This window comes from Microbispora sp. NPDC049633 (assembly GCF_040675265.1).
Classification (GTDB): domain Bacteria; phylum Actinomycetota; class Actinomycetes; order Streptosporangiales; family Streptosporangiaceae; genus Microbispora; species Microbispora maris.
Window position 1 is genome coordinate 1 of sequence record NZ_JBFAOO010000204.1, and the last position, 12,874, is coordinate 12,874.

Below are 12,874 nucleotides of genomic sequence, written 5' to 3' on the forward strand. Positions count from 1 at the left end.
GGCCGGGGCGGGGGCGTGGCCGGCGGCCACGCCCGTTCTCAGTCCGCGGGCGCCGCGGCCGTCTCCTGCTGCGCCGCGGCGACGCTCCCGGACGGCGCGTTCTCCGGGAAGTGGCAGGCCGCCTGGTGGCCGGGGGCCAGCGTCAGCAGCGGCGGCTCGACCTGCCGGCAGATGTCCTGCGCCTTCCAGCACCGGGTGTGGAACCGGCACGCGGGCGGCGGGTTGAGCGGGGAGGGCACGTCGCCCTGCAGCCGGATGCGCTCCCGCTCCTTGCGCCGCTTCGGGTCCGGGATCGGCACCGCCGACAGCAGCGCGTTGGTGTACGGATGCATCGGCGATTCGTACAGGCCCTTGCGGTCGGCGATCTCGACGATCTTGCCGAGGTACATCACCGCGACCCGGTCGCTGATGTGCCGGACCACCGACAGGTCGTGCGCGATCACCACGTACGTCAGGTCGAGCTCGCTCTGCAGGTCCTCCAGCAGGTTGACGACCTGGGCCTGGATCGACACGTCGAGCGCGGAGACCGGCTCGTCCGCGATGATCAGCTTGGGCTTGAGCGCGAGCGTCCTGGCGATGCCGATGCGCTGCCGCTGGCCGCCCGAGAACTCGTGCGGGTAGCGGTTGTAGTGCTCCGGGTTCAGACCGACCAGTTCGAGGATCTCCTGGACCGCCTTCTTGGTGCCCTGCTCGGTCTTGATGCCCTGGATCCGGAACGGCGCGCCCACGATGGCGCCGACCGTGTGCCGGGGGTTGAGCGAGCTGTAGGGGTCCTGGAAGATGATCTGCACGTCCCTGCGGAGCGGGCGCAACCGGCCCTGGGACATGTGCGTGATGTCGTTGCCCTCAAAGACGATCTTGCCGCCGGTGGGCTCGATCAACCGGGTGATGAGGCGTCCGGTGGTGGTCTTGCCGCATCCCGACTCGCCGACCAGGCCGAGGGTCTCGCCCTTCCTCACGTCGAAGCTGATGCCGTCGACTGCCCTGACCGCGCCGACCTGCCGCTTGAGCAGGCCCTTCGTGACCGGGAAGTGCTTCTCCAGCCCCTGTACGGACAGCAAGGGCTCCTCGTTCACGAAGCCTCCAGGTTCGGCTTGATCTCGTTCTCCCAGATGGCGCGCCTGCGCTCGCGCGTCAGGTGGCAGCGCACCAGGTGGCCGCCCTCGGTCTCCAGCAGCTCGGGGACCTCCGTCTTGGCCCGCCCGGCGGTGCGCTCCTCGAACGCGCAGCGCGGGTGGAAGGCGCAGCCGGACGGCACGTTGATCAGCGAGGGCGGCGAGCCCTTGATCGGTAGCAGCCGTTCCGTCGGCTCGCGGTCCAGCCGCGGCATCGAGCCGAGCAGACCCCAGGTGTAGGGGTGCTCGGGCCGCTCGAAGATGTCCTCGGACGTCCCGTACTCGACGCACTTGCCGCCGTACATCACGAGGATGTCGTCGGACAGCTCGGCGACGACGCCGAGGTCATGGGTGATGACGATCAGCGCGGCGTTGAAGTCGCGCTGCAGGTCGCGCATCAGGTCGAGGATCTGCGCCTGCACGGTCACGTCGAGCGCGGTCGTCGGCTCGTCGGCGATCAGCAGCTCGGGGTCGCAGCTCAGCGCCATCGCGATCATGGCGCGCTGTCGCATGCCGCCGGAGAACTCGTGGGGGTAGCTGTCCACGCGCCGCTCCGGCTGCGGGATGCCCACCCGGCCGAGCATGTCGATCGCGTGCTTGCGCGCGACCTTCTTGCTGACGTCGTTGTGGATGCGGTACGCCTCGATGATCTGGTTGCCGACCGAGTAGAACGGGTGCATCGCCGACAGCGGGTCCTGGAAGATCATCGCCATCTTCTTGCCGCGCAGCGTCCGCACGTGCTCCTGGCTGGCGCCGACGAGTTCCTCGCCGTCCAGCCAGATCTCGCCGGAGATGCGGGCGCGCCCGCCCTTGTGCAGGCCGAGGATGCCGAGGCTGGTCACGCTCTTCCCGGAGCCGGACTCGCCGACGATGCCGAGCGTCTTGCCCCGCTCCAGCGTGAACGACAGCCCGTCGACGGACTTGACCAGGCCGTCGTCGGTCGGGAAGTGGATCCGCAGGTCCTTCAGTTCCAGGAAGCTCATCCCAGCCTCACCCTCGGGTCCACGACGGCGTACAGGAGGTCGACGATCAGGTTCGCGAAGACCACGAAGAAGGCGGCGACGAGCACGACCCCCATGACCTTCGGCAGGTCCTGCGCGAGGATCGCGTCGATCGCGTACTTGCCCATGCCGGGCAGCGAGTAGGTGCTCTCGGTGAGCACGGCGCCGCCGAGCAGCAGACCGAGGTCGAGGCCGAAGATCGTGATGATCGGGGTCAGCGCGCCGCGCAGGCCGTGCTTCACCACGACCGTCCGCTCGTTCAGGCCCTTGGCCCGGGCGGTGCGGATGTAGTCCTCGTTCATCGTCTCCAGCATGCCCGCCCGGGTGAGCCGCGCGTAGCCGGCGGCGTACAGGAAGGCCAGCGTGATCCACGGCAGGATCAGGTTGTACGCCCACATGGCCGGGTTCTCCTCGAACGGCGTGAAACTGCCGCCCGGCGCGGTGATGCGGAACGGTGTGCCGTAGCTGAAGACGACCAGCGAGACGATGCCGGTGAAGAAGATCGGCAGCGACACGCCCGCCAGGGCGACGCTCATCGCGGCCCGGTCGAAGAAGCTGCCGCGTCTCAGCGCGGACAGCACGCCGGTCGCCACACCGGCGATCACCCAGATGACCGCGGCCCCGATGGCCAGCGAGATCGTCACGGGCAGCCGGTTGAGCAGGTCCGGCCAGACGGGAAGCCGGGTGAGGAAGGAGTAGCCGAAGCAGGGCGCCGGGCAGCGCTCCACGCCGGGACCGTAGTCGTAGTCGGCTCCGGCGACGATGCCCTTGGCGAACCGCCCGTACTGCACGATCAGCGGATCGTTGAAGCCGAGCTTCTCAGCCGCGATCTTCACCTGTTCCGCGGAGGCGGTGCGCCCCACGTAGCGCGCGGCGAGGCTCTCCGAGGTGGCGCCCGCCAGGCGGGGCACCAGGAAGAAGATGGCGAACGTGGCGATGCTCACGATGGTGAGCATCACGACCGCCCAGATCAGCCGCCGGATGATGTATGTGACCACAGTCCCCCCGGCTCCGGGGGCCGGCCCTGTGGGACCGGCCCCCTTGCCGCGTTCACGCGTCTATCGGATCTTCTGGTCTCGGCGAGGGCTTACTTGACGCCCATGCCGAGGTAGTCGTACATGCCGTACGCGTCGTTGACGAAGATGTTCGTGGCGTTCTTGCTGCGCACGAGCAGGGTCTTCGTCCACACGTTCGGCAGGATGAAGGAGTCCTCCATGACCTTCTTGTCGATCTGGGTCCAGATCGCGTTGCGGGCGTCGGTGTCGGTCTCCTTCATCGCCTGGTCGACGAGCTTGTCGACCTCGGGGTCGCGGACACTGATGTTGGAGGAGCCGCCGGTCTCGCGGATCACGCGGCTGTCGACGATCTGCTGCAGGAAGCCGAAGCCGTCGGGCCAGTCGGACTGCCAGCCGTTCATGGCCAGGCCGATCTTGTTGTCCTTGGCGTAGCCCGGCTTGCCGGCGTACAGGGCGAAGTAGTCGGCCTGCGGGAACGGCTTGAGCGTGAGCTTGATGCCGACCCGGCCGAGCGACTGCTGCAGCGCCTCGGCGGCCTGCTTCTCCTTCGGCCGCTCGGCGCGGTAGGAGATGTTGGTCTCGAAGCCGTTGGGCTGGCCGCAGGCGGTCAGCGCCTCCTTGGCCTTGGTCAGGTCGCCCTTGTTGTCGGCGCCCGGCGGGTAGAGGTTGAAGTCCTCGTGGCCGGGGATCGCCGGCGGCAGCAGGCTGGTCGCGATCTGGCCGCCGGAGAACTCGCCACCCCAGGCGGTCTGGAGGGCCACCTTGTCCGTGGCGTACTGGACGGCCTTGCGGCAGTCGATGTTGTCGAGCGGCGCGACGTTGCCGTTGATCGAGGTGTACCAGAGGCGGGTGCTGGTCGGGTTGTCGGAGTTCGCCTTCATGGCGGGGTCGGACAGGACCCGGCCGAGGGCCGCCGACTGGATGCCGATGCCCGCGACGTCGACGTCGAGGTCGCCGGAGATGATCCGGTTGTCGATGTCGTCGGCGTTGACGTTGGTGGAGACCTCGTAGCCGTCCGGCAGCGCCTTGCGGTTCGGGTCGGTCGCCGGGTCCCACTGGTCGTTGCGGACCAGCGTGAAGCCCTTGCCGATCTCGTTCTTCTCGAACTTGTACGGCCCGGTGGAGATGATGTGCTCCTTGTACTTCGCGCCGGTGTCCTTGTCCTTGGGGACCGGGATCGTGGCGGGAAGCTGGGCGAAGTAGTCGAAGTTGCTCAGCGGCTGCTTGAGGTGGAAGACGATCGTGTAGTCGTCGGGCGTCTCGATGGCGCTGTCGGTGTTGACGTCCTTGGACTTGTACGCGCCCTTGTAGCCCTTCGGCCAGTCGAGGAAGTCGTTGAAGTAGGTGTATCCGTCGGGGAACACCTCCTTGTCGAACGACCGCTCCACCGCGTACTTCACGTCCTTGGACGTGACCGGGGTGCCGTCCTCGAACTTGATGCCCTTCTTGAGCTTGTACGTCCAGGTCTTGGCGTCATCGCTGGGCGTGCCCAGGTCCTCGGCGAGGTCCGGGGTGAGCTGGTTGCCCTCCTTGCCCACGGCGGACTTGAACATCAGCAGCGAGCGGCCGTACAGGCGGATGAAGTTCCAGGAGTAGCCGTAGTAGGTGTCGCCCGGGTCGAGGGAGTCCCAGTCACCGCCGTTGGCGAACTTGAGGATGCCGCCCTTCTTGTCGGACGGGTTGACCACCCCCGTCAGGGCGGCGTTGAACTCACCCGTGGCGTTCGCGCCGCCGCCGGCGGCGCCGCCGGAGGACGACGGCGTGCTGCTGCCCGAACCGCCGCCGCAGGCGGCCACGGCGAGGGCGAGCACGGCGCCGGTGGCCGCCATACCCAGTCTTCTTCTTAGCATTGCAAACCCCTTGGTGATAGGAGCCGGGGGACTTTTACGGGGAAAGGGAGGGCTCAGCGGGCCTTCGGGTCGAGAGCGTCCCGCAGGCCGTCGCCGAACAGGTTGAACGCCAGGACCGTGATGAAGATCGCCATGCCGGGGAAGAACATGAAGTGCGGGATCGTGTAGAACCGCACCGCCTCGGCGAGCATGCCACCCCAGGTGGGGGTGGGCGGGCGCACGCCGACCCCGAGGAACGACAGCGCCGCCTCGAACAACACGTTCGTGGGGATCAGCAGCGTCGAGTAGATGAGGATCGGCGCGACCAGGTTCGGCAGCAGCTCGCGGAAGATGATGTACGGCCCCCGCGCCCCGAGGCTGCGCGCCGCGTCCACGAACTCCCGCTCGCGCAGCGATAGCGTCTGCCCCCGGACGATCCGCCCGATGTACGGCCAGTTGAAGAAGCCGATGATGAACACCAGCAGCGAGACGCGCAGCGTGTCGCCGGTCAGGCCGAACGCCGAGTCGGGGACGACGCCCGCCAGCGCGATCGCGAAGACGAGGATCGGGAACGCCAGGAAGACGTCCATGGCCTTGCTGATGATCGAGTCGACCAGGCCGCCGAAATATCCCGCGGTGACCCCGAGCAGGGTGCCGATGACCACCGAGAGAAGCGTGGCCAGGAAGGCGATGAGCAGCGAGATCCGCGCGCCGTACACGACCCGGCTGAAGATGTCGCGGCCGTTGACCGGCTCGATGCCGAACAGGTGGTCGGCGCCGATGCCCGTGCCCGTCTTGGGCGCCATGGTGGAGGAGTCGATCAGGTCGGAGTTGAACTGCGTGGGGTCCTGCCCGAACGCTCCGACGATCACCGGGGCGAAGACCGCGACCAGGATCAGGAAGATGACGATCAGACCGCCGGCGAGCGCGACCTTGTCGCGCTTGAGACGCATCCAGGCGATCTGGCCGAGGGACCGGCCCTGGATCGCCTTCCTGTCCGCCCCGTCGACGACGGCCTCCGGGGTGGCCTGTGCGTCCCCGCCGGTGACGTCCATCGGCGCGGTCATCGATCCTCCTTCGCCCTGCCCGAGCCGACCGCGCCCGCGGTGACATGCTCGGGGAAGCCCGGGATCGATCCGGCGGCGGAGTAGCGGTGGCCGCTCACGACCTTGCCTCGCACGGCCATTTGGTGCAGGCCCCCTGGATCCCAGACGACATTGTCCGTAGGGGGCCCGCGTGGTGTGCGACCCCCGGAGGCAGAATCTATGGTCTGAGCTGGGCTGACCAGTCCCCAGAGGCGCCCTGTGGCTCAACTGTGATTCACGCGAAACTCATTCGTGTTGATCTTGAAGGGTTTGTCGGAGTCGCGTTCCGATTATGTCTTGGGACTGTGACATTGCACTGGCCGGTAACTTGGTCCCACGATGTGGGATGATCAGCTGATCCCGCGGCGCTTCAGGATGTCCTCGATGTCCGAGAAATCATCCGCAGCGGTCTGTTCGACCTGACGCGGCGCCTTCTTCCCGGTCTGTGCCGTTTTAGGCGTGACTGCCTCAGGCGTGGCGGCCCGCCCGGGCGCCGCGGTGGCACCGCCCGGCTCCGGCTGTGCCGTACGCGCCCGGGACAGGGCACGGCCGCGCAGCGTGCCGGAGACGACGAACAGCAGCGCCGACAGCCCGGCCAGGATCACTCCGGCCCAGACCGAGGGCGACAGGACCAGGCCGGTCACGAAACCCACCGCCGCCGCGCCGATGTTCCAGAGCGTCTGCAGCGCGCCGGTGAGATAGGCGGCCAGCGGCAGCAGGGACCAGGCGGTGGTCCGCAGGCCGGCGGTCACCCCCCGGCGCCGGAAGGCCAGGTAGCTGAGCCCGATTCCCACCGCGGTGACGCCTGCGCACAGCGGCAGCCAGGCGATGTCGTTGAATGTCATGACGGGGCCCCCTTAGTCCACGGTGTACCCCCATCCTGGCACCCGCGGCGCGATCACGCGGGGGCCCGCGCTACCGGACGAGCGCCCGCAGGAAGTCGACGTCCACGTCGAGCAGCGAGGGCATGACGACCCGCCCGGGCGCCTGGGCGATCGGCAGGACGCCCGGCACGGCGACCACCCGGCAGCCCGCCGCGGTCGCCGAGGCGACGCCGTTCGGCGAGTCCTCCAGCGCGACGCACCGCTCCGGGTCCACCGACAGCAGGCCGGCCGCGGTGAGGTACGGCTCCGGATGCGGCTTGGTGTTCATGACGTCGTCGGCGGTGACGACGATCTCGAAGTGCTCCCGGCCCACGGCCTTCAGCACGGCGTCGGCGATGACCCGCAGCGACGAGGTGACCAGCGCGGTGCGCACCCCGTGGTCGCCGAGCCCGCGCAGCAGGTCGAGCGCTCCCGGCATGGGTTCGACGCCTCTCGACAGGCGGCTCTCCATCCCGTCGATCAGCCACTCCCCCACTACCACGGGGTCGACGTCGGCCTGCGTCAGCTCCAGCATGTACGCGACGGTGCGGTCCCAGGAGCCGCCCACGAGCTGCTCCTGGTGCTCCGGGCCCCAGGCTCCGCCGAGGCGGGTGACCACCTCGGTCTCGACCTCGAACCACACCCCTTCGGTGTCGACGAGCAACCCGTCCATGTCGAACAGCACGGCGTCCACGTGGCCCCTTCCCCCGGCGAGACCCCCGATGAGGGGGGACCAACATGGTAAGGGGCGCCCGTGAACGCCGATGCGGCCGGTCAGACGTTGAAGTACTTCGCCTCGGGGTGGTGGACGACCAGGGCCGAGGTGGCCTGCTCGGGGTGCAGCTGGAACTCCTCCGACAGCGTCACGCCGATGCGCGACGGGTCGAGCAGCTCCATGACCTGCACCTGGTCCTCCAGGTTGGGGCAGGCCGGGTAGCCGAAGGAGTAGCGGCAGCCGGTGATGTTCACCTTGAGCATGTCGTCCAGCGACTCGTCGCCGCCGATGCCCAGCTCCGACCGCACCCGCGCGTGCCAGTATTCGGCCAGTGCCTCGGTGAGCTGCACCGAAAGGCCATGGAGCTCCAGGTATTCGCGGTAGGCGTCCTTCGCGAACAGCTCGGCCGTGGCCTCGCTGATCCGGTTGCCCATCGTGACGACCTGGAAGGAGACGACGTCGGTCTCGCCGGACTCGCGGGAGCGGAAGAAGTCGGCCAGGCACAGGTGCCGGTCGCGCCGCTGACGCGGGAAGGTGAAGCGGGTCCGCTCCTTCCCGTCGTCGTCCAGGATGATCAGGCTGTCGCCCTCGCTGACGCAGCGGAAGTAGCCGTAGGCCACCGCCGCCTCCAGCAGGTTCTCCGTCTGCAGCCGCTCCAGCCACATGCGCAGCCGGGGCCTGCCCTCGGTCTCGACCAGCTCCTCGTACGACGGCCCGTCGCCGCCCCGGGCGGCCTTGAGGCCCCACTGGCCCATGAACGTCGCCCGCTCGTCCAGGAAGGCGGCGTAGTCGGCCAGCGGGATGCCCTTCACCACCCGGTCGCCGACGAACGGCGGGGTCGGCACCGGGTTGTCCGCCGCGACGTCGGAGCGGGCCGGCAGGTCCTCCTCGGCGGTCCGCGTGAGCACCGCCCCGGTCTTCACCCGCCGCGCGCGCAGCGGCGGCAGCGTCGCGCCGTCCTCGCCGCGCTTGACCGCCATGAAGGCGTCCATGAGCCGCAGGCCCTCGAACGCGTCACGCGCGTAGCGGACCTCGCCCCGGTACAGGTCGGCCAGGTCCTGCTCGACGTACGCCCTGGTCAGGGCGGCGCCGCCGAGCAGCACCGGATACTTGTCCGCGATCCCCCGGGAGTTCATCTCCTCGAGGTTCTCCTTCATGACCACCGTGGACTTCACCAGGAGCCCGGACATGCCGACCACGTCGGCGCGGTGCTCCTCGGCGGCCTCCAGGATCGCCGACACCGGCTGCTTGATGCCGAGGTTGACCACGTCGTAGCCGTTGTTGGACAGGATGATGTCCACGAGGTTCTTGCCGATGTCGTGGACGTCGCCCTTGACCGTGGCCAGCACGATGCGGCCCTTGCTGCTGCCCTCGACCTTCTCCATGTGCGGTTCGAGGTAGGCCACGGCCGTCTTCATCACCTCGGCCGACTGCAGCACGAAGGGCAGCTGCATCTCGCCGGAGCCGAACAGCTCGCCGACGACCTTCATGCCGTCGAGCAGCACCTCGTTGATGATCTCCAGGGCCGGCCGCTGGGCCAGGGCCTCGTCGAGGTCGGCCTCCAGGCCCTTGCGCTCGCCGTCGATGATGCGCCGCTTGAGCCGCTCCCACAACGGCAGCCCGGCCAGCTCGGCCGCCTTGCCGGCCTTCATGGACGCCGCGTCCACGCCCTCGAACAGCTCCATGAACCGCTGCAGCGGGTCGTAGCCCTCGCGCCTGCGGTCGTACACCAGGTCGAGCGCGACCTGCCGCTGCTCGTCCGGGATCCGGTTCATCGGCAGGATCTTGGAGGCGTGCACGATCGCGGAGTCGAGCCCCGCGTTGACGCACTCGTTGAGGAAGACGCTGTTCAGCACCATGCGGGCGGCCGGGTTGAGGCCGAACGACACGTTGGAGACGCCCAGCGTGGTCTGCACGCCCGGGTAGCGGCGCTTGAGCTCGCGGATCGCCTCGATCGTCTCCAGGCCGTCGCGCCGGGTCTCCTCCTGGCCGGTGGCGATGGGGAACGTCAGGCAGTCGACGATGATGTCCTCGACCCGCATGCCCCAGGTGTTCACCAGGTCCTCGACGAGACGGGTGGCGATCCGCACCTTCGCCTCGGCGGTGCGGGCCTGGCCCTCCTCGTCGATCGTCAGCGCGACCACGGCCGCGCCGTGCTCCTTCACCAGGCGCATGATCTTCTGGTAGCGCGAGTCCGGGCCGTCGCCGTCCTCGTAGTTCACCGAGTTGACCACGGCCCGGCCGCCGAGCATCTCCAGCCCGGCCTCCAGCACCGCGGGCTCGGTGGAGTCGATCACGATCGGCAGCGTCGAGGCGGTGGCGAACCGGAAGGCCAGCTCCTTCATGTCGGTCACGCCGTCACGGCCGACGTAGTCGACGCACAGGTCGAGCATGTGCGCGCCGTCACGGGCCTGCGCCCGGGCGATCTCCACGCACTCCTCGTAGTCGCCGGCCAGCATCGCCTCGCGGAACGCCTTGGAGCCGTTGGCGTTGGTCCGCTCGCCGATGGCGAGGTAGGAGGTGTCCTGCCGGAACGGCACGTGCTGGTAGAGCGACGCCGCGCCCGCCTCCGGACGGGGCCGGCGCTCGGCGCGGGCGCGGCCGCCCACCCGCTCGACCACCTGGCGCAGGTGCTCGGGGGTGGTGCCGCAGCAGCCGCCCACCAGCGCGAGGCCGTAGTCGCGGGTGAACGCCTCGTGCGCGTCCGCCAGCTCCGCCGGGCTCAGCGGGTAGTACGCGCCGTCGGCCGTGAGCTGCGGCAGGCCGGCGTTCGGCATGCAGGAGATGGGGATCCGCGCGTGCCTGGCCAGGTAGCGCAGGTGCTCGCTCATCTCGGTGGGGCCGGTGGCGCAGTTGAGACCGATCAGGTCGACGCCGAGCGGCTCGATCGCGGTCAGCGCGGCGCCGATCTCGGAGCCGAGCAGCATCGCGCCGTTGGTCTCGATGGTGACCTGCGCGATGATCGGCACGTCCCGCCCGGAGGCCTCGACCGCCCGCTTCGCTCCGACGACCGCCGCCCGCACCTGCAGCAGGTCCTGGCAGGTCTCGATAATCAGGGCGTCCGCCCCGCCCGCGACCAGGCCGGCGGCGTTGTCCCGGTAGGCGTCGCGCAGCGTCTCGTACGGCAGGTGGCCGAGCGTGGGGAGCTTCGTGCCGGGGCCCATCGAGCCGAGGACGAACCGGGGCCTGTCCGGCGTCGACCAGTGGTCGGCCCGCTCCCTGGCCAGCCGCGCGCCGGCCTCGGACAGCTCGAAGATGCGGTCCTCGATGCCGTATTCGCCCAGGGCCGCCCGGTTGGCGTTGAAGGTGTTCGTCTCGACGCAGTCGACGCCCACCTCCAGGTACGCGTCGTGCACGGCTTGCACGATGTCGGGCCGGCTCACGTTGAGCACGTCGTTGCAGCCCTCGTGGCCCTGGAAGTCGTCAAGGGTGGGGTCGTAGGACTGCAGCATCGTCCCCATCGCTCCGTCGGCGATCAGAACTCGCTCGGACAGCACTTCTCGGAACGACGGTCTGCTGGTCATGGGGCAAGCCTATCGGCCCCGCCGGACGGAACACCGATCGTGCGCGCGAAACGGGAATACCGGCAGGGTAAGGGGCGGCCGATTCCCGGCCGGCGGAACGGCGCCGCAGGTCAGGGCAGCGCGACGGGCCGGTGCCCGGCGGAGGTGACGTACGGGGCCCCTCACCGAATAGTCTTGGACTGAGCCATACTGCACAAGGCCAGTGAGGAGGCGGCGCGTGATCGAGTTCGAAGGGCTCCCCGAGCTCGTCGACCCGGTGCTGATCGCCGCGTTCGAGGGATGGAACGACGCCGGCGAGGCGTCCAGCGGCGTGCTCGCACACCTCGAGTCCGAGTGGAAGGCCACCCCGCTGGTCGAGCTGGACCCGGAGGACTACTACGACTTCCAGGTGACCCGGCCGGTGGTCGAACTCGGCGACGGCCTGACCCGCTCGATCGTCTGGCCGACGACCCGGCTGCTGCTGGCCCGTCCGCAGGGCGCCAAGCGCGACGTGGTGCTGCTGCGCGGCATCGAGCCGAACATGCGGTGGCGGTCGTTCTGCGCCGAGATCGTCGGCCTCTGCCACGATCTCGGCATCGAGCTGGCCATCCTGCTCGGCGCGCTGCTCAACGACTCGCCGCACACCCGGCCCGTGCCGATCACCGGCTCGGTCAGCGACCCCGGCATGGCCCGCGCGCTCAACCTGGAGATGACCAAGTACGAGGGCCCGACGGGCATCGTGGGCGTGCTGCAGCACACCCTGGGCACCGCCGGGTTGCGTACGGTGTCCCTGTGGGCGTCGGTCCCGCACTACGTCGCCCAGCCGCCCAACCCCAAGGCCACCCTGGCGTTGCTTCGCCGCATCGAGGACATGCTCGACATCCCGATGCCGTACGGCGACCTGGCCGAGGAGGCCCGGGCCTGGGAGCACGGCGTGGACGAACTGGCGGCCCAGGACAGCGAGGTCGCCGAGTACGTGCGGGAGCTGGAGGAGCGCAAGGACGCCGCCGAGCTGCCCGAGGCCAGCGGCGACGCCATCGCGGCGGAGTTCGAGCGCTACCTGCGCCGCCGCGACCGCGGCACCGACCGCTGACCCGGCCAGACGGGGTCCGGCCGATGAGACCCGGCAGCCTGGTCTGGGCGGCGAGGCGACGGTAGCGCCGCTCATGCCTTGAGCCGGGTCAAACCGACCACCAGCTGAGGTAGCGCTCACCGGTGTCGGGGAAGATCGTCACAACGGTCTGCCCCTGGAGGAACGAGCCATGACCGAGTACAGCGGGCCCTGGCCGCCGGAGGACGTCGAGCTCACCGCGGATGACGAGGCGGACGTCGACCTGGGCGCGGAGGAGCTCTACGACAGGCGGGGGAGCCGGATCGACGAGGCCTAGGTCGAGGCCGCGGTGGAGCACGTCCGGCGGGCGGTGGGCCGTGCGCGGACGTAGTCCTCTGCTCAGGCCGGAGTGCCGGTGGCGAACGGCGCGGGGGCGGGCGGAACGGCGGCGCCGGACCGGGCGAGGGCCTCGTCGAAGCGGGCCCAGACGAGGGCGGCCAGGTCGTCGTCCACGCCGAGGGGCGCGCTGACCAGGTCCGCGCCGCTCGTCAGCAGCCGGTCGTGGAAGAAACCGGGCGCGAGCAGGTAGGAGGCGACGGCGACGCGCGGGGCGAGACCGGCCCTGGCGCGCTCCAGCGCCTCGGCGACCGTGGGCGTCCCGGCCGAGGCGAACGCGGCGGCGACGGGACGCGAGAG

11 protein-coding genes and 1 pseudogene are annotated in these 12,874 nt (G+C 69.6%); 2 read left to right on the forward strand and 10 right to left on the reverse strand.

Features of this window, described 5'->3' with window-relative positions; all coding sequences use genetic code 11:
• Positions 1–38: 38 nt before the first annotated feature.
• The 9 genes from AB0J39_RS33030 to metH form a co-directional block, all read right to left on the reverse strand.
• The gene (locus AB0J39_RS33030) at positions 39–1,076 is read right to left on the reverse strand and encodes a dipeptide ABC transporter ATP-binding protein (protein WP_363471946.1); all 1,038 of its coding nucleotides are present in this window, start codon (positions 1,074–1,076) and stop codon (positions 39–41) included.
• On the reverse strand, positions 1,073–2,098 hold the full coding sequence (locus tag AB0J39_RS33035; RefSeq protein ID WP_363471948.1) for an ABC transporter ATP-binding protein: 1,026 nt from the start codon (positions 2,096–2,098) through the stop codon (positions 1,073–1,075). The genes AB0J39_RS33030 and AB0J39_RS33035 overlap by 4 nt, the downstream gene beginning before the upstream one ends.
• The gene (locus tag AB0J39_RS33040) at positions 2,095–3,114 is read right to left on the reverse strand and encodes an ABC transporter permease (RefSeq protein WP_363471950.1); all 1,020 of its coding nucleotides are present in this window, start codon (positions 3,112–3,114) and stop codon (positions 2,095–2,097) included. Before AB0J39_RS33040 ends, AB0J39_RS33035 begins: the two co-directional genes overlap by 4 nt.
• An 89-nt stretch (positions 3,115–3,203) precedes the next feature.
• Positions 3,204–4,961, reverse strand: coding sequence for an ABC transporter substrate-binding protein (locus AB0J39_RS33045; RefSeq protein ID WP_363471952.1), 1,758 nt, complete (start codon positions 4,959–4,961; stop codon positions 3,204–3,206).
• Positions 4,962–5,035: 74 nt separating this feature from the next.
• Entirely contained in the window at positions 5,036–6,028 is a 993-nt protein-coding gene (locus AB0J39_RS33050; protein WP_363471953.1) for an ABC transporter permease, read from the reverse strand.
• On the reverse strand, positions 6,025–6,147 hold the full coding sequence (locus AB0J39_RS33055; protein ID WP_363471955.1) for a hypothetical protein: 123 nt from the start codon (positions 6,145–6,147) through the stop codon (positions 6,025–6,027). Before AB0J39_RS33055 ends, AB0J39_RS33050 begins: the two co-directional genes overlap by 4 nt.
• 249 nt (positions 6,148–6,396) lie before the next feature.
• Positions 6,397–6,891: a cellulose synthase gene (locus tag AB0J39_RS33060; RefSeq protein WP_363471956.1), complete on the reverse strand. Its 495-nt coding sequence runs from the start codon at positions 6,889–6,891 to the stop codon at positions 6,397–6,399.
• A gap of 70 nt (positions 6,892–6,961) precedes the next feature.
• The gene (locus AB0J39_RS33065; protein WP_363471958.1) at positions 6,962–7,603 is read right to left on the reverse strand and encodes an HAD family phosphatase; all 642 of its coding nucleotides are present in this window, start codon (positions 7,601–7,603) and stop codon (positions 6,962–6,964) included.
• Positions 7,604–7,683: 80 nt separating this feature from the next.
• The gene (metH, locus tag AB0J39_RS33070; protein ID WP_363471960.1) at positions 7,684–11,148 is read right to left on the reverse strand and encodes a methionine synthase; all 3,465 of its coding nucleotides are present in this window, start codon (positions 11,146–11,148) and stop codon (positions 7,684–7,686) included.
• A 217-nt stretch (positions 11,149–11,365) separates the two neighbouring features.
• On the opposite strand from metH, the gene AB0J39_RS33075 reads away from it, so the two are divergent.
• Positions 11,366–12,220 carry a PAC2 family protein gene (locus tag AB0J39_RS33075; protein WP_346227292.1) on the forward strand — a complete coding sequence of 285 codons (855 nt, stop codon included), beginning with the start codon at positions 11,366–11,368 and terminating at the stop codon, positions 12,218–12,220.
• A 169-nt stretch (positions 12,221–12,389) separates the two neighbouring features.
• Complete coding sequence (locus tag AB0J39_RS33080) at positions 12,390–12,515, forward strand: hypothetical protein (RefSeq protein WP_363471962.1); 126 nt, start codon at positions 12,390–12,392, stop codon at positions 12,513–12,515.
• Between the two features lie 62 nt (positions 12,516–12,577).
• Here AB0J39_RS33080 and AB0J39_RS33085 read toward each other — a convergent pair.
• Positions 12,578–12,874, reverse strand: a pseudogene (locus AB0J39_RS33085) (sirohydrochlorin chelatase); the annotation flags it as partial.

Excerpts from the sequence above, each read along its gene's own strand:
- AB0J39_RS33080 (WP_363471962.1), top strand. The coding sequence starts at position 12,390 with ATGACCGAGTACAGCGGGCCCTGGCCGCCGGAGGACGTCGAGCTCACC.
- AB0J39_RS33055 (WP_363471955.1), bottom strand. The coding sequence starts at position 6,147 with ATGGCCGTGCGAGGCAAGGTCGTGAGCGGCCACCGCTACTCCGCCGCC.
- AB0J39_RS33050 (WP_363471953.1), bottom strand. The coding sequence starts at position 6,028 with ATGACCGCGCCGATGGACGTCACCGGCGGGGACGCACAGGCCACCCCG.
- AB0J39_RS33035 (WP_363471948.1), bottom strand. The coding sequence starts at position 2,098 with ATGAGCTTCCTGGAACTGAAGGACCTGCGGATCCACTTCCCGACCGAC.
- AB0J39_RS33045 (WP_363471952.1), bottom strand. The coding sequence starts at position 4,961 with ATGGCGGCCACCGGCGCCGTGCTCGCCCTCGCCGTGGCCGCCTGCGGC.
- metH (WP_363471960.1), bottom strand. The coding sequence starts at position 11,148 with ATGACCAGCAGACCGTCGTTCCGAGAAGTGCTGTCCGAGCGAGTTCTG.
- AB0J39_RS33060 (WP_363471956.1), bottom strand. The coding sequence starts at position 6,891 with ATGACATTCAACGACATCGCCTGGCTGCCGCTGTGCGCAGGCGTCACC.